General features: G+C 63.9%; 14 protein-coding genes. 8 read left to right on the top strand and 6 right to left on the bottom strand.

The genetic code is table 11. The features are described 5' to 3' along the window. Nucleotides 1-534: 534 nt before the first annotated feature. Together ACDC66_RS07270 and epmB are read right to left on the bottom strand one after the other, a co-directional pair. Nucleotides 535-2,592, bottom strand: a complete 2,058-nt coding sequence (locus ACDC66_RS07270) for an EAL domain-containing response regulator (RefSeq protein WP_376696030.1) — start codon at nucleotides 2,590-2,592, stop codon at nucleotides 535-537. Nucleotides 2,593-2,646: 54 nt separating this feature from the next. Beyond that, nucleotides 2,647-3,654, bottom strand: coding sequence for an EF-P beta-lysylation protein EpmB (epmB, locus tag ACDC66_RS07265; protein ID WP_376696029.1), 1,008 nt, complete (start codon nucleotides 3,652-3,654; stop codon nucleotides 2,647-2,649). A gap of 72 nt (nucleotides 3,655-3,726) precedes the next feature. Between epmB and efp the strand changes: the two genes are divergently transcribed. From efp to ACDC66_RS07240, 5 genes are read left to right on the top strand one after another with little or no spacing between them, the layout of a single operon-like run. Then, entirely contained in the window at nucleotides 3,727-4,296 is a 570-nt protein-coding gene (efp, locus tag ACDC66_RS07260) for an elongation factor P (protein ID WP_376696028.1), read from the top strand. A gap of 4 nt (nucleotides 4,297-4,300) precedes the next feature. Next, the gene (locus ACDC66_RS07255; protein WP_376696027.1) at nucleotides 4,301-5,647 is read left to right on the top strand and encodes a TRZ/ATZ family hydrolase; all 1,347 of its coding nucleotides are present in this window, start codon (nucleotides 4,301-4,303) and stop codon (nucleotides 5,645-5,647) included. Then, nucleotides 5,644-6,360, top strand: coding sequence for a bifunctional 2-polyprenyl-6-hydroxyphenol methylase/3-demethylubiquinol 3-O-methyltransferase UbiG (gene ubiG, locus ACDC66_RS07250; RefSeq protein WP_376696026.1), 717 nt, complete (start codon nucleotides 5,644-5,646; stop codon nucleotides 6,358-6,360). Before ACDC66_RS07255 ends, ubiG begins: the two co-directional genes overlap by 4 nt. A 4-nt stretch (nucleotides 6,361-6,364) precedes the next feature. After that, nucleotides 6,365-7,051, top strand: a complete 687-nt coding sequence (locus ACDC66_RS07245) for an HAD family hydrolase (protein ID WP_376696025.1) — start codon at nucleotides 6,365-6,367, stop codon at nucleotides 7,049-7,051. Beyond that, nucleotides 7,024-7,899, top strand: coding sequence for a squalene/phytoene synthase family protein (locus tag ACDC66_RS07240; protein WP_376696024.1), 876 nt, complete (start codon nucleotides 7,024-7,026; stop codon nucleotides 7,897-7,899). The genes ACDC66_RS07245 and ACDC66_RS07240 overlap by 28 nt, the downstream gene beginning before the upstream one ends. On the opposite strand, the gene ACDC66_RS07235 is transcribed toward ACDC66_RS07240, so the two are convergent. Further along, entirely contained in the window at nucleotides 7,886-8,173 is a 288-nt protein-coding gene (locus tag ACDC66_RS07235; RefSeq protein ID WP_376696023.1) for an FmdB family zinc ribbon protein, read from the bottom strand. The genes ACDC66_RS07240 and ACDC66_RS07235 overlap by 14 nt on opposite strands. Nucleotides 8,174-8,265: 92 nt before the next feature. Between ACDC66_RS07235 and ACDC66_RS07230 the strand changes: the two genes are divergently transcribed. Next, nucleotides 8,266-8,958: an SDR family NAD(P)-dependent oxidoreductase gene (locus ACDC66_RS07230; RefSeq protein WP_376696022.1), complete on the top strand. Its 693-nt coding sequence runs from the start codon at nucleotides 8,266-8,268 to the stop codon at nucleotides 8,956-8,958. A gap of 17 nt (nucleotides 8,959-8,975) precedes the next feature. After that, complete coding sequence (locus tag ACDC66_RS07225; RefSeq protein WP_376696021.1) at nucleotides 8,976-9,320, top strand: histidine triad nucleotide-binding protein; 345 nt, start codon at nucleotides 8,976-8,978, stop codon at nucleotides 9,318-9,320. 4 nt (nucleotides 9,321-9,324) lie between these two features. Here the strand turns inward: ACDC66_RS07225 and ACDC66_RS07220 are convergent, their stop codons facing one another. Together ACDC66_RS07220 and ACDC66_RS07215 are read right to left on the bottom strand one after the other, a co-directional pair. Beyond that, nucleotides 9,325-10,650, bottom strand: a complete 1,326-nt coding sequence (locus ACDC66_RS07220) for an MFS transporter (protein ID WP_376696020.1) — start codon at nucleotides 10,648-10,650, stop codon at nucleotides 9,325-9,327. Next, nucleotides 10,647-11,543, bottom strand: coding sequence for a CsiV family protein (locus tag ACDC66_RS07215; protein ID WP_376696019.1), 897 nt, complete (start codon nucleotides 11,541-11,543; stop codon nucleotides 10,647-10,649). Before ACDC66_RS07215 ends, ACDC66_RS07220 begins: the two co-directional genes overlap by 4 nt. Nucleotides 11,544-11,634: 91 nt before the next feature. Between ACDC66_RS07215 and ACDC66_RS07210 the strand changes: the two genes are divergently transcribed. Beyond that, entirely contained in the window at nucleotides 11,635-13,641 is a 2,007-nt protein-coding gene (locus tag ACDC66_RS07210; protein ID WP_376696018.1) for a S9 family peptidase, read from the top strand. A 51-nt stretch (nucleotides 13,642-13,692) separates the two neighbouring features. On the opposite strand, the gene ACDC66_RS07205 is transcribed toward ACDC66_RS07210, so the two are convergent. Then, nucleotides 13,693-14,199 carry a glycine zipper 2TM domain-containing protein gene (locus tag ACDC66_RS07205; protein WP_376696017.1) on the bottom strand — a complete coding sequence of 169 codons (507 nt, stop codon included), beginning with the start codon at nucleotides 14,197-14,199 and terminating at the stop codon, nucleotides 13,693-13,695. Between the last annotated feature and the right edge of the window lie 738 nt (nucleotides 14,200-14,937).

Genomic DNA, 14,937 nt, shown 5'->3' with positions numbered 1-14,937 from the left:
GGCGAGTCACTTTTTTCTCGCGCGAAAAAAGTGACCAAAAGCGCGCTGAAAAGAGTGCGGATGCGCCGCAGGACCAAGCTGGTGTGCGGGCTTCAGTATTTTGCCTGCGTCTTCGCTCCTGCTCGGTCGAATTGGGTGGCGTCCTCGGCAGAGATCGGGCGTAGCCCGCACCGAAACGGTACGACTTCGACGAGGCCAACTTCCATTGGCCGCGAGGATGGGCGCCCTGGCGCCGCTGTTGGCATTCATCGAGGTCGGGGCCGTGGGTCAGGCCACGTCAAGGCTCGAATCGGAGCCCGGATGAATTCGGCCGGGCTCGAGAAAAGCCCCAGCCGTAATTCTGTGAAGCCACTCCGCTGGAAGGTTCCTGAGACGTATCCGCCTGTCTTTTAAGCGCGCTTTTGATTCCTTTTGCCGCGCGAGGCAAAAGGAATTCGCCGCAAGAGCGCGCGAAGCGCGCCGGGCGAAATTGCAGTTGACTTGTCGAGACCACCACCGCGTGCGGTGGCAACAGTCACCCAAGGTGACTCCAGGCTAAGCGGAAGCCTCCTCACGTACAAACTCCCCCTGAACCAGAATGATCCCGAACTGCCACAACGTGGCCAGATCACCGGTGTTCTCGACCTGGGGGGCGATGATTCGGGTCTGGTGCTCGCGTGCGTGGCTGACCAGGGTGGAGAGTTTCTGCCTGAGGTCCTCGTTGTCGCTCAGGTCCTGGATCATTTCCGGTGCCAGGCGCACGAAGTCGAGGTCGAGGTGCCGCAACTGGCTTTCAGCGGGCGCGTCCGGTCCCACGTCGCATAGGGCGAATCGGCAGCCGCTTTCACGGAAGCGCTCGATGAATGACTGAACCGGCCTCAGCTTTTCCCGGATCTCGGTTTCGCGGAAACCGAGAATCATTCGTTTCGGATCCAGGGCGGGGTCACCCAGGCGCTTGAAAAGATCGAGGACGGACTGCTCATCGCCGATGGTGTCCAGGCTCAGCGGCACCAGCCACTGTCCACTTTCGTCATTGCGCTCGCGCGCCAGGGCCTGGAGTCGATCCATCATGTCGGCATCCAGCTTTGTTGCCAGTCCCACTCTCGAGGCAATATGCATGTACACGGAGGGCAAGACGACCTCGTCGCTGTCTTCCGGACGCAGGCGGGTTTCGACCTCGCTGATGAGGAAATCATCCTCCTCCATGCTGGTGATGGGAGAGGTGACCAAACCGAACTCGTCGTGATCGAGAGCGTGGCGCAGGCGCTCGCCCCAGGCCGCGTCATCCTCCTCGCCTTCGGCCGATACACGCGGACGATAGCGTACGAAGCCGTTTCCGCCGGCCCGAAGCACTTCGGCCAGCGCCGATTCGGCCTGTTCAATCAGGGCCTCTGGGTGCGGTAGCTCGCTGCCGGCGATGGCCAGGCCGACGGCGACCGAAACGGTCAAGCTGTTGTCGCGCACGTCGATGATCCGGCCCGAGCAGTTTTCCACGATTTCGCTGGCCAGTTTCTCGGCCTCGCCGCGGTCGCTGCAGTCGGCGACCAGGGCGAAGGTATGGTCTCGGAGCCTCGCCATCGTGTAGCCTTCACCAACCACATCACGGAACAGTTCCGAGGTCTCGCGAACGAGGTCGTCGGTGGCGCCTACGCCGACTTTGTCGAGCAAGTCATCGTGATTGTCCAGTGACAGCACCAGCACCGAAAGGCCGCTGGTATCCGGCCGTCCCTCGACGGTCTGATTGAGCAATTCAATGAAAGCCGGCGTGTTGAGTGCGCCGGTCAGCATGTCGGAGGTCTTGAGCTTTCGCAGCTCCTCCTCGAGTTCGGGGTCGGCGTGCGAGATCTTCTCGCGCACCAGCATCTGCGCACAGTATTCGCCGCCGTAGCGGGCGGGAGAGAAGTCGACCGAGGCCGTGAAAGCCGAGCCGTCCTGCCGATGCGCGTTGAGCAACAGTTCTTCTTCGGGCAGATCGTCGCGGGCAATCGCCTTGAGTACCTGCTTGAGGTCCGGTCCGTCATCGCTGGACGAGAGCAGATCGAGCATGGAAAGGCCTTCGAGATCCTCGAATGATTCGAAGCCGAATAGCTCGAGATAGGCGCGGTTGGCATAGATGTGCAGGCCTTCGTGGATGTAGGCGATGGCCTCGCTGGAGCTGTCGAGCAAGAGCGTGTAGCGGTCTTCGATATCGGCCAGGCTCTTCAACGCCTGTTCGGCGTCCTTGCGCGCCCTCAGCGATTCGACCTGTCTCAAGGCCAGCCGCTTGAGTTGCCGCAGTCCGGTCTCGTTGACGAAGCCCTCGACGCCGACCGCGGCGACGGCCATTGCGGAGCGACTGTCTTCCTCGTCGATCATCGCCATTATCGGCACGAAGCGATCCTGTTCCCGGGCCGCACGCACACTCGCCTCGAACAGCGGCAGGTCGGCCGAATCGACATTGATCATGACCATGTCCACCCGCTCGGATTCGAAGGTCCGTGAAACGGCATTGCCGGTATCGGCGAACAATGTGCGCACGCCGGCATCGTCCCCGAGCATTTGCTGGAGCTGGCGCGGGGCCGAGGGATCATCGGTGACGGTCAGGATGCGGATTTCGGTCGGCTGGTTGGCCATCGGGTATGCCTGTGTTTCTTGTTGTCTGGAATCTTATCGCCGCTGGGCGGCCGGTTAAAGTACCGGAAGCTTGTAAGGCTCGCCGGCCACTTCGCGGACGAGCCTGGGTACAAGATAACCCGAGAGTTCGCGTCGAAGTGTTTCCATCATGCTTATGGCGCGCGAGCAGTCGCTCTCGAAGCGCTGGGCGCCCGATACCGGATCGAGCAGGTGCAGGTAGTAGGGCAGGGCGCCGGCGGCGAAAGACCGTCGCATCAGCTCGCACAGGACCGGCGCCGAATCGTTGATTCCGGCCAGCAATACCGCCTGGTTGAGAAGGTGAACGCCGCAGCCTCGGATCGCGCGCAAGCCCTCGTCGACCGTTTCGTCGAATTCGTTGGCGTGATTGGCGTGAATCACCATCACCGTCGGCCAGGGCAGGCTGCCGATCCAGTCGAGCAGGTCCCGGGTTACGCGGTCGGGCAGGATGACCGGCAGGCGGGTATGGATTCTCAGCCGACGGACATGGGGTATCTGCGACAGTTGTGTTGTCAGGTCGCGTAGCCGCTGGGTCGGCAGCATCAGCGGGTCGCCGCCCGAGAGGATCACCTCTTCGATGCTTTCGTCACCGGCGATGTAGTCCAGCGCGGGGCGCCAATGACCGTTTCCCGCATGTTCACTGGCATAGGGGAAAGCCTGGCGGAAACAGTAACGGCAGTGAACCGCGCAGGCGCCGGTGGCGACCAGCAGGACACGCCCGTGGTACTTGTGCAGCACGCCCCGGCCGGCCGAACTGGCCCGGTCTCCGACCGGATCGTCGCTGTAACCCGAAACGGATTCGTTCTCGCCGCGGTCGGGAAGCACCTGGAGCAGCAAAGGGTCCCTTCGATCGCCGGGTTGCATGCGGTCGATGAACGGCTGCGGCACCAGCATCGGGAAGCGGCTGACTGCCGGCTCGTCACCCGGCTCCAGACCCAGCCTTGCGAGCAGGGTGGCCGGGTTGCGTGCGGCGTCTTTCAATTGAGCACGCCAGCCGCTTCGCTTGGGTGTGGATGCCGTTCGCGCTAAACTATGCGACTTCATTATGAATTGGTATCCCGAGTAATCATCGCCCCGACCACCGTGGCCGGGGCGTCATTGTAATCCGGAGTCATCATGGCAACTTACAGTACCAACGAGTTCAAGTCGGGCCTGAAGATCATTCTCGACGGCGATCCCTACAACATCGTCGAGAACGAGTTCGTCAAGCCTGGCAAGGGCCAGGCCTTCAGCCGTGTCAAGGTGCGCAACCTGCTGACCGGTCGTGTGATCGAGAGAACCTTCAAGTCCGGTGAATCGGTCGAGGCCGCCGACGTGTTCGAAAAGGAAATCCAGTATATATACAGCGACGGCGAGTTCTGGCACTTCATGGACACTGAAACCTTTGAACAGCTGGCTGCCGATGAAAAGGTGGTGGGGGATGCAGCCAAGTGGCTCAAGGAAGAAGCCATGTGCCAGGTGACGCTCTGGAATGGTTCGCCGATCCAGATCCTGCCGCCGAACTTTATCGAGTTGAAGATCGTCGAGACTGATCCCGGCCTGAGGGGCGACACCTCGGGCAGCGGCGGCAAACCCGCAAATCTCGAAACCGGTGCGACGGTGCGGGTACCGCTTTTCGTCCAGGAGGGCGAAGTGATCAAGGTCGATACGCGCACCGGCGAATACATGTCGCGGGTCAAGGACTGATCCGGTGGCTGACGGCACCGAAATCCTCCTGCCGCGCTGGGTCGTTCCGGTCCGCCCGGAGGGATCCGTGCTCGAAAATCATGGTGTCCTGGTCGAAGAGGGCCGGATTGCAGCGCTTGGCCCGGCCGACGAGCTGGTCAGGGCGCATCCGAAGGCAACGGCCACGCGCCTGCCCGATCACGCCTTGATGCCGGGGCTGGTGAATATCCATACTCACAGCGCGATGGCACTGATGCGCGGGCTGGCGGACGATCTGCCGCTGATGCGCTGGCTGGAGGATCACATCTGGCCGACCGAGCAACGCTGGGTGGGCGCTGAATACGTCCGCGTGGGCACCGACCTGGCCATGGCCGAGATGCTTGCCGGCGGCACGACCTGCTTCAACGACAACTATTTCTTCCCGGACGTGACGGCGGCGGCGGCCGACCGTGTCGGCATGCGCGCGAGTATCGGTATCCCGATCATTTCAGTGCCGACGGCCTGGGCCCAGACCGAAGACGAGTATTTCCGTCGCGGCCTGGAGATGCATCAGCAGCTGCTCGAAATGCCCCTGGTGTCATCGGCCTTCGCGCCGCATGCGCCCTACACGGTCACCGACGAGGCCTTTCACCGTATTCGGTCACTGGCCGAGGAGATGGATATCCCCGTCCATCTCCATCTGCTCGAAACGGCCGGGGAGATCAAGGACAGCCTCGATCAATACGGTCTCTCGCCGCTGGATCGGATGGATTCGCTCGGCCTTTTGACGGACAGACTGCTGGCCGTGCACATGACACAGCTCGACGACGCCGATATTGCCCGTCTGGCGCGTGCCGGCGTTCACGTTCTGCATTGCCCGGCTTCCAACCTCAAACTGGCCAGCGGCATCTGCCGGGTAGCCGAGCTGGATGCCGCCGGCGTCAACGTGGCTATCGGCACCGATGGGGCGGCCAGCAACAACACCCTGGACATGTTCGCCGAAACACGCCTGGCGGCGCTGCTGGCCAAGGGCGCCAGCGGCGACCCCGAGGCGGTGCCTGCCGAGCGGGCCCTGTCGATGGCGACCATCAACGGGGCCCGGGCACTGGGTCAGGACGACCGTATCGGTTCGATCGAGGTGGGCAAGCGGGCCGACATGGCGGCCGTCGACCTGTCGGCCATGGCAACCTCGCCGGTCCACCACGTCATCTCGCACCTGGTTTATGCCGCTTCGCGCAACCAGGTCAGCGATGTCTGGATCGAGGGTCGTCGCGTGGTCGAGCGGGGTGAATTGACGACACTCGATATCGAGCGCACCGCACGCGAAGCGACGCAGTGGGGACGGCGATTGCTCGAAAGCGACCAGGGCAATGCCGGGGCGGCGAAGTCGTGAACGCCGGAGTCGAGCAAGGCAATGTCGATCTGCGCGAGTCGGATCGATTCGATGCCCTGGCTGCGCGCTGGTGGGACACCGAGGGCGATTTCAGGACCCTTCACGACATCAATGGGCCCCGGGTCGAGTATCTGGCCGAGCGGGTGGACCTGGAAGGCAAGCGGATACTCGATGTCGGCTGTGGCGGGGGTGTGCTCAGCGAGGCCCTCGCCGGTCGGGGCGCGCGGGTAACCGGAATCGATGCGGCCGCACGCGCACTCGAAGTCGCCCGTCTGCACATGGTCGAAAGCGGTCTCGAAGTCGATTACCGGCATATCACCGCCGAGTCACTGGCGCAGGATGAACCCGGATCTTTCGATATCGTCTGCTGCCTGGAAATGCTCGAGCACGTGCCCGATCCGGCCCAGACGGTCGCCGCCTGCGCCGAATTGTGCCGGCCCGGCGGGCAACTCTTATTCAGCACCATCAACCGCTCGCCGCTTGCCTGGGCGACCGCCATCGTTGGCGCCGAGTACGTGCTTGGATTGCTGCCGCGGGGTACGCATCGCTACGACCGCCTGATCCGGCCGGAGGAGCTGGCCTCAGCCTGCCGCCGGGCCGGTCTGGAGGTACGCGAAATCACCGGCATGAGCTACAACCCGCTCTCGCGAACCGTCCACTTCGGCGGCGTGCCGCGAGTCAACTATTTTCTCCACGCCGTACGGCCGGATTGAGACCATGCCCTCGGCCGCGTTTCCCGAGGCCGTCCTGTTCGATCTGGACGGCACCCTGGTCGATTCCGCGCCCGATCTTCTGGCGGCGCTGGATTTCGTGCGGGCGGGTTTTGGCCTGCCGCCGAGCGATCACGCCCGGCTGCGCGAGCAGGTCTCACGGGGCGCGGCCGGCATTCTCGCCGCGGGTCTGCCCGGATGGAACGATTCGACCGAGGCCGAGCGCGACCGTGCCCGCGACAGGCTGCTCGATTTCTATGCCGAGCACTGCTGGGTGCGCTCTGTTCCTTTCGAGGGTGTCGAGGCCTTGCTCGACCGGCTGAAGAAGCTGGGCGTTCCCCTGGGCATCGTGACCAACAAGATCAGCCGTTTTGCCGAGCCGGTACTCGAACGCGCCGGCTGGGCCGGCCATTTCGGCTGCCTGATCACCGGTGACAGGGTTGCTCGCCCCAAACCGGATCCTGAAGGGGTTCTGTCGGCCTGCCGGACCCTGGGCGTGCAGCCGCAACGAACGATGTTCGTGGGTGACGATCGACGCGATGTCCTCGCCGGTACTTCGGCCGGCGTTCGCACGGTGGTAGCCGGCTGGGGCTATGTCCCGGTAGACGAGCGCCCTGAAGACTGGCATGCCGATGCCGTGATCGCCCGTCCGCAGGAACTGCTCGAATGGCTTCAACCAGTGGAGAAGGGCTGATGGCGGACGCGCTTGATTGGTGCCGGACGCGCATGCTCGGTCGCGGCAGCCCGCTGGCCGCATCGCTGCTGTTCGCGCCACAGAAGTGGCAGGATGGCATCGTCGCCCTGCGGACGGTCATTTCCGAGATCGCCGCGGTTCCGGACACGGTCAGCGAACCCGATATCGGCCGCCAGAAGCTTGCCTGGTGGCGGGATGCCCTGCGTGATCGGGCGGCCCATCCCGCGATCGAGGCCCTGGTGGCCAGCGGTGCGGCCGACCGGCTTGTCCCGGAACGGTTCGATGGCCTGATCGCCACCGTCATGGAGACCTTCGAGAGCCCGCGATTCGAACGCAGCGAAGACGCCTGGCGGCACTGCATGGCCCTGGGCGGGCCGGCGACCGGGCTCGAGGCGGAACTGATCGATCCCGAAGGCGAGGGCGTTGATGACTGGTTCGCCATGGGCGCTTACGCGTACCTGGTCAGGCTGGTGCGGGATCTCGGGATCGACGCGCGCGCCAATCGCTGGCTGGTACCGCTGGACCTGCAGGCCGAGTATCAGCTCGCGCGCCGGGACGTGCTGGACGACTCGCCGGGCCGTGGCTGGGACGGCATGGTGCGGGCCTGGCTCGCCGATGGGGAGCGGCGGGTCGACTCCGTCCTGGAGACTCTGCCGGCCGAGCGCTGCTGGCGGCAGCGCCACCTGATGATTGCACACGCGCTTGACCGGCGCCTGGCGCAGGCCCTGGCGCGCCATCCACGACGCATTCTCGACCGGCGCGTACAAACCGGGCATCCCGGCAATGTCTGGCGTGCCTGGCGAACGGCCCGACGACTCCACCGACAGGTTGGGCTCAGTCAGAACTGATGATGTCCGGGCCCTTGCCGGCCGATTTCTCGTAGACGCCCTTGCCGATCTTGCGGTATTGAGTGAAGCCGGCCTTTTCGACTTCGCCGGTCGATGGCGCACGCGAATTCTGTCCGGCCAGGTTGGGCGCGGAGATCACCCGCCGAACGGCCTGTCCGCAGTAAGGACATTTTTCCATCGGCGGATCGTCGATCTTCTGCAGGATCGTGACGGGTTCACCGCAGTAGTCGCAACCGGCGTCTCGATCGATGCTGACGTATTCGTAGAACGGCATGGGGTCATTGTATCGCGAAGGAGCCCACCCGGCCGCACAGCGAATCTGCGACAATGCTGCGCCTGCGACGACCCGCCATCGGAAACAAGCGAATGAACGAATCCAAGCAAGCGGTCTGGCTGATCACCGGTGCCGCCGGCGCCCTCGGTAGTGCCCTGATTCGACAGGTCATGACCGACGGCGGCGATTGCATCGCGCTCGATCGAGATTCGAGGGCGCTCGACGCCCTTCACGACGGTCTGCAGGACCACAAGGGCCGGGCGCCAGCCCTGATGCCAATGGACCTGGCCGGCGCCGGGCCGGAAGACTATCAACGCCTCGCCGAAGTGGTGGAGGCCGAGTTCGGACGCCTCGACGTGCTGGTCCACAACGCGGCGACCTTCCAGGCCCTGCGACCGATGCTCCAGCAACAGCCGGGGGAATGGCTGGAAACCGTCCAGACTTCCCTGACCGCGCCGTACATGCTCAGCGCCGTGCTTGCACCCCTGATGTCGGATGCATCGACGATCGTGTTCGTCGGTGACGAGTATTGCCTGGAGAACCCGGGCGGGTGGGGCGCCTACGGCGTGTCCCAGGCCGGGCGGCGGCAGATGGTCAGGATCCTTCAGGCCGAACGTGCCCGCAGCGGCCCACGCGTGATCGAGGTCGATCCCGGGCCCTTCTACAGCCGTTTGCGCGTCGCGGCCTGGCCGTCGGATTCGCCCGAGCATCTGCCGAGCCCCGATTCCGCGGCGGAAAAGGTCATTGCCGCCGTTGACCAGTCGAACATTCCTGACCCGACCTGACCCGAGGAGGCAAGCCCATGTCGGACGATCTGTTCATGAAAATCATCGAGCGGGAGATCCCCGCCGATATCGTTTACGAAGACGAGGAAATCCTCGCCTTTCGCGACATCGACCCGCAGGCCCCGGTGCATATTCTGATCGTGCCCAAACGCCGTATTCCCACCCTCAACGACCTGGAAGCCGACGATGCCGCCCTGGTCGGGCGGATGACGCTGGCGGCAAAGCAGCTGGCGGCCGACGAGGGCCTGGCGGAAGACGGCTATCGCCTGGTGTTCAACTGCAATGAGAAGGGTGGGCAATCGGTCTATCACATCCACCTGCACCTGCTCGGCGGCCGCCAGATGAATTGGCCGCCCGGGTGAGTCTCTACTGCTGGGTTTCGGGCAGGCGGCTGCTTAGGAAGGCGCCGGCGAGGCCCATGGCGGCGAGGATCAGGATGATGCCGGTGGTCGGCATGACGGTAGTCAGCGCGCCGACGCTGCCGGTGAGCAAGAGCACGACGCCGATGACAGTGTTGCTCACGGCCACGTAATCGGTGCGCTTGTTGCCGCCGGCCAGGTCCACGATGTAGGTCTTGCGGCCCAGCCGAACGCCCGCGTGGGCGATCGCCAGCAGGAAGAAGAACAGCGGGTAGAGCCATGCAGTGCCGGCAAGGGCCGGCAGGCCGAGGACTGTGCCGACCAGCAAGATCCCCACCAGAGCGGCGCAGGAGCCTGCCAGCACCATCACCCGTCGACTCGATATGTCGGCGAAGCGTCCCCAGAAGGGGGCGGACACCAGGCTGGCAAAGCCGTCGGCGATCACGAACAGCCCCAGCACCACGAGCGCCCCCTCGGTGCGCTCGTGCGCGAGCATGATGAAAAAAGGCGCGCTGAGCGACGAGCACAGTAGCAGGGAGCGGGCGATGACGAAACGCCGGAAATGCGGATCGGTCCGCAACAGGCCCAGGCGTTTGAAAGCCTCGGTCAATGCGTTGCCGCCGCCTTCGGTGGCGCCGGGAAATTCCCGGATCAGGGCGTAGGAGACCGAAGCGACGAACCAGAGTCCGGCCGCAATCACCAGAAGCAGCAGGTAGACGTTCTTTTCGCCGCCTTCACCGCCGTCGAACAGCAGCATGATGCCCACGCCGATCGTGATCGCACCGGCCAGCGACTGCGACCAGCCGTTGACCCGGCCGCGCCGGGTCTTGGGAACGGTCTTGCCCAGTACATCCTTGGATGCGACCGAGCACAGCCCCCGCGAAAGGCTGAACAGCACCAGGGCGGATAGCAGGCCGAAGCCGGCAGCTGTTCCGGTCAGCGTCACGGCGACCGCGGCCATGCCCAACACGGCCAGGGCCTGCAGGATACTGCCGATCACGAAGGTCCACTTGCGAACGGCCTGTCGCCGTACAAAGCTGGCGATGACCAATTGCGGAATCAGTGAACCCGACTCGCGAACGGGCACCAGGAAAGCGGTGAAAACACCCGGTGCAGACAGGGCGGCCAGTAGCCAGGCCAGGATGGTCTTGGGGTTGGCGATCGAGTCGCCCAGTTTGGTAAAGAACTGGGTGACGACCTGCAGGAAGAAGTTGCCGGGGACGACGCGACAGGCATCCTCGTCGATGTCCTTGCAAACGCGGGCGTCTTCTTCGTTGACCAGCTTCTTGTAGATTTCGTCCAGGCGAGCGCTGGCAAAAAGCCTGTCCCTCACGGCGATTCAGGCTCCTCATCGATCGCCGCCGGCTCCTCCTCGGACGGTTCGGGCCCGTAGGGCGTCACGCGTAACAGCAGACCAAGCCATTGGGAGTCGAAGTACTCGAATCGGTCAGGACGAATCGTGCGGCTCTGATCGAGCCGGTGGACTTCAAGATCGGCGTCAGTGTTCGGGAAGGAAAAGGGCGCCGGGCCGACCGTTGCAGGTGCACGCCAGTCGAATGTGATATCGGCATGCATGAACTGGCGCTGGCGCAACCGAATGAAACCGTCAAGCCGATAGTGAAACGCCGGTGCCAGCTCCGTAACGTTCCTGACCAACGCGCCGTCGCGCATCAGCTGCCCGGTAACCGAGAGCGTGACCCAGTCGACGTCAATCAACTGATCGTCATGAATCCGGACCGACTGCGGCCGCGCGCCATCTCCCAACGGTTGATGCCAGGCAAGCCAGGCATGCGTGCGATAGGCGCCGGAGCGCTCCAGACGCGCTCTGGCCTGCTCCATGGGTTCGGAAAGCGTTTCGAGCGCGAGCCACGGTTCGGGGTAGAGCAGGGCTTCTGTCACGGTCTGCTCGCCGCTTTCCAGGCTGGCGATGGTGTCAACCACGCTCAGTGCCGACTCGAGATCCGAGCTTGCGGAGTCATTCCCGTCTTCGGCCCGATCGAGTTTCTGACGGCGGGCGAACGCCTGCCAGGCGGGGTCCAGATTGTCGGCGTAATCGGCGGTCTGTTCGAGCGGCCAGGCGTCGTTCTCGCCGCCGGCGTGTGTGAATACGATCACCTCGACCCGGTAGAACGCCTTGTCCCGGTCCCCGGTTTCTTCCTGGGCAAGGGATGGCAGCGCCGGGAGGGCGACGAGAAAAGCAAGCAGTGTCGGCAGCGAAAGCTTCATGGCGCAAAAGTGTAACCGAGTCGTGACTGCACCGGGTTGTGATGTCTCTGGTATCTTCCCACGTTGTGGATCCACGAAGCCAGGAAGGAACATGATTCGAACCAGACCCCTAGTACTACTCACCCTGTTGTTTTTGGCCCCACCACTGCTTGCCGACGGCATGAGCCTGGAGCAGATCGCCGGACTCGAGCAGGTCCAGGAAGTCGCACTCAGCCCGGACGGAGGTGAAATCGCCTTCACCCGCGCCGTACCCCGTGACCTTACGGAAGATGAGGATGGGGCCGCCTGGCAGGAGCTTCACCTGATCGATGCCGACGGGAATGAGCGCGGTTTCATCACCGGCGAAGTGACGGTTGGCAATATCGGCTGGACGCCGGATGGCTCGGCCATCACCTTCATCGACAAGCGCGGAGATGACGAGCATCCTGCCCTGTACCGCATCCCGGTCGACGGCGGTGAGGCGCAGCGCGTGGCGAGCGTGGGTGAGGGTGTGGTCGACTACAGCTTCTCGCCCGACGGTGGCGCGGTGGCGCTGGTGGCCGCCGAATCCGAGCCGGAAGACGTTCAGGAACGGCGCGAGGAAGGCTTCGACGCGATCATTTTCGAGGAGCAGTGGCGCCCCCGGCATCTCTGGATTCACGATCTCGAAGGCGAAGGCGAGCCGCGGCAGATCGAAATCGACGGCTCCGTCCAGGCGGCTGACTGGTCGCCGGCCGGCGACCGGCTTGCCCTGCGGGTCACGCCGCGCCAGCTCGTGGACGACACGCTGATGTTCCAGCGAATCCGGATCGTCTCCCCCGACGGAGAGGAACTCGGCCGGGTTGAGAATCCCGGCAAGCTGGCCGATCTCGCCTGGAGCGACAGCGGCCGCCACCTGGCCCTGATCGGCACTGAAACCATCAAGGACACCCGGGCCGGTCGACTGCTGGTAACCGATGGCGATGGCGGCGAATGGGTACACCTGATGCCCGATCTGGAAGGACATGTCATCGACATCGACTGGGCGGGCGACGAGATTGTTTTCGTCAGTCACGAAGGGGTCGAGGCCCGCGTCGGTCGAATCGGGGCCGATGGCAGCAACCCCGAAACGTTGCTGGACCAGGCGGGGTTGATCGCCACTTCGATCGAGGCCCGCGGCGGGCGCATCGCGGTGGCGGCTTCCACACCGCAATATCCCCGGGAGCTGCACTTGCTGGGTGGCAGTGGCGCCGAGCGCCTGACCGAGAGCAATCCCGGGCTGGACGACATTGAGCTGGCGCGGCAAGAGGTCATCGAGTACGAGGCACGGGACGGTCTCATGATCCAGGGCCTGCTGGTCTGGCCGCTGGATTACGTCGAAGGTGAACGTTACCCGCTGATCCTGGGTGTTCACGGCGGTCCGGAAAGCCATTATTCCAACGGCTGGCTGACGAGCTACAACCTGCCGGCCCAGCACGCGGCCGCCGAAGGTTATTTCATGTTCTACCCCAACTACCGGGGCAGCACGGGCCGTGGCGTCGAGTTCGCGCTGCGCTCGCAGGGCCGTCCCGCCAAGGAGGAATTCGACGACCTGGTCGACGGCGTCGATCACCTGATCGAGCAGGGCTGGGTCGACGGCGAGCGTGTCGGTATCACCGGCGGCTCGTATGGCGGTTACGCCACCGCCTGGGGCGCCACCTATTATTCCGAACGCTTTGCCGCGGCTGTCATGAATGTCGGGCTGTCGGACAAGATCGCCATGCTCGGCACTTCCGACATCCCGCAGGAACTCTACGAAGTCCACTACCGTACCTGGCCCTGGGAAGACTGGTCGCTGTACAGAGAGGCAAGCCCGATCTACTACGTCGAACGGGCGCAGACCCCGATCCTGATCCTGCACGGTGACGCCGACCCGCGCGTCGACCCGACCCAGTCGCGGATCCTCTATCGCTATCTCACCCTGCAGGAAGATCCGCCGCCGGCCCGCCTGGTGCTCTATCCCGGGGAAGGCCACGGCAACAGCCGTGCCGCCAGCCGCTGGGACTACAGCCTGCGCCTGATGCGCTGGATGGATCATTACCTCAAGGAGGAGGGTGGTGATCCGCCGCCGCATGAACTCGACTACGGCCCGTTCGAGTAGGCGCAAATGCAAAAGGGCGGGCCAGGCGGCCCGCCCTCATTGCCCGAGGTTTCAGTCGACGGGATCGACGGATACGCGAACCCGGATGGTGTCGCCTGGAGGGTGCGCCATCGTGGTTCGATGCAGCCGGCCGCCGTACTCATAGGTGACGCGATAGCCGCTGTCGACCGTGCGCTCGCGCCAGTCGCGCTCGATCCGGCAGCGTTCGCGGGTCGCGGGGTAGCGATGGCCTTCACGGGCCCTGGATGCATCATGGCCAATGGAACCGCCGAGCAAGGCGCCGGCCGCCGTGGCGGCGTCGCGGCCGCGGCCGCTTCCGAACTGGTTGCCGATAACGCCGCCAATGATGGCGCCGAACACGGTCGGGGTATGCGAGTGGCGACGCTCGCGCACATACACCGTTTCCTCGCGGCAGATCTCGCGATCGACGGGCGTTCGATGGACTTCACGAATCGGCTCCACATCGACCACCCGGGCATGCTCATACGCACCATCACCGGCCAGGACCAGGCCGCTTGCCGCCAGGGCGGCGGTCATGATCAGAACTTTCGCTTTCATCGTGAGTGCCTCCGTGGGCTTGCCATGTGCTGGTTAACAGCGTCGGGGATTAGCTTATGGGGATTTGGCTGAATCGGTTCTGAACCGTTCTTGTTTTTTGCGGCGTTTCATGCCGTGGGGCGCTGGTTCAGATTTTCGCCACCGGGCGCTGTGGTGGTCTCGACACTTCAAAAGCGATTTCGCCCGGCCTGCTTCGCAGACTCTTGCGGCGAATTCCTTTTGCCTTGCGCGGCAAAAGGAATCAAAAGCGCGCTTAAAAGATTGCGGATGCGCCGCAGGACCAAGGAGACGTGCGGGCTTCAGTATTTTGCTTCCATCTTCGTTCCCGCTCGGTCGAGAAACAGGGCGTTTCCGACGGAGATCGGGAGTTGCCCGCACCCAATGGGCTCGACCTCGATTGACCCGGCTTTGGCTAGCACCGATGGGCCGGGTCGTTACAGCACCTTAGCCTCCATCGGTTGGGCTGTGCCTGAATGCTTGATTGCGCCATCCGAAGTCGTAGTGCTTGATGCGGGCCGCGCCAAGCGTACGTCGCATGCCAGCAAGTGCCTCAGCCGGGCTTAAGCGAAGCCCCAGTCGTAATTCTGTGAAGCCACTCCGCTGGAAAAATCCTGAGACGTTTCCGTCTGTCTTTTAAGCGCGCTTTTGGTTACTTTTTTCGCGCGAGAAAAAAGTAACTCGCCGCAAGAGCCTGCGAAGCAGGCCGGGCGAAACAGCAGTTGACGTGTCGAGGATCGC

The organism is Wenzhouxiangella psychrophila (assembly GCF_042310375.1).
Classification (GTDB): Bacteria; Pseudomonadota; Gammaproteobacteria; order Xanthomonadales; family Wenzhouxiangellaceae; genus Wenzhouxiangella.
The sequence above is the reverse complement of the archived record's forward strand: the minus strand, read 5'-3'. Positions and strand labels throughout refer to the sequence as shown.

What these genes read in the sequence shown, in the direction of transcription:
- ACDC66_RS07270 (WP_376696030.1), bottom strand. Translation starts at nt 2,592, where the DNA reads ATGGCCAACCAGCCGACCGAAATCCGCATCCTGACCGTCACCGATGAT.
- epmB (WP_376696029.1), bottom strand. Translation starts at nt 3,654, where the DNA reads ATGAAGTCGCATAGTTTAGCGCGAACGGCATCCACACCCAAGCGAAGC.
- efp (WP_376696028.1), top strand. Translation starts at nt 3,727, where the DNA reads ATGGCAACTTACAGTACCAACGAGTTCAAGTCGGGCCTGAAGATCATT.
- ACDC66_RS07245 (WP_376696025.1), top strand. Translation starts at nt 6,365, where the DNA reads ATGCCCTCGGCCGCGTTTCCCGAGGCCGTCCTGTTCGATCTGGACGGC.
- ACDC66_RS07240 (WP_376696024.1), top strand. Translation starts at nt 7,024, where the DNA reads ATGGCTTCAACCAGTGGAGAAGGGCTGATGGCGGACGCGCTTGATTGG.
- ACDC66_RS07235 (WP_376696023.1), bottom strand. Translation starts at nt 8,173, where the DNA reads ATGCCGTTCTACGAATACGTCAGCATCGATCGAGACGCCGGTTGCGAC.
- ACDC66_RS07230 (WP_376696022.1), top strand. Translation starts at nt 8,266, where the DNA reads ATGAACGAATCCAAGCAAGCGGTCTGGCTGATCACCGGTGCCGCCGGC.
- ACDC66_RS07225 (WP_376696021.1), top strand. Translation starts at nt 8,976, where the DNA reads ATGTCGGACGATCTGTTCATGAAAATCATCGAGCGGGAGATCCCCGCC.
- ACDC66_RS07215 (WP_376696019.1), bottom strand. Translation starts at nt 11,543, where the DNA reads ATGAAGCTTTCGCTGCCGACACTGCTTGCTTTTCTCGTCGCCCTCCCG.
- ACDC66_RS07210 (WP_376696018.1), top strand. Translation starts at nt 11,635, where the DNA reads ATGATTCGAACCAGACCCCTAGTACTACTCACCCTGTTGTTTTTGGCC.
- ACDC66_RS07205 (WP_376696017.1), bottom strand. Translation starts at nt 14,199, where the DNA reads ATGAAAGCGAAAGTTCTGATCATGACCGCCGCCCTGGCGGCAAGCGGC.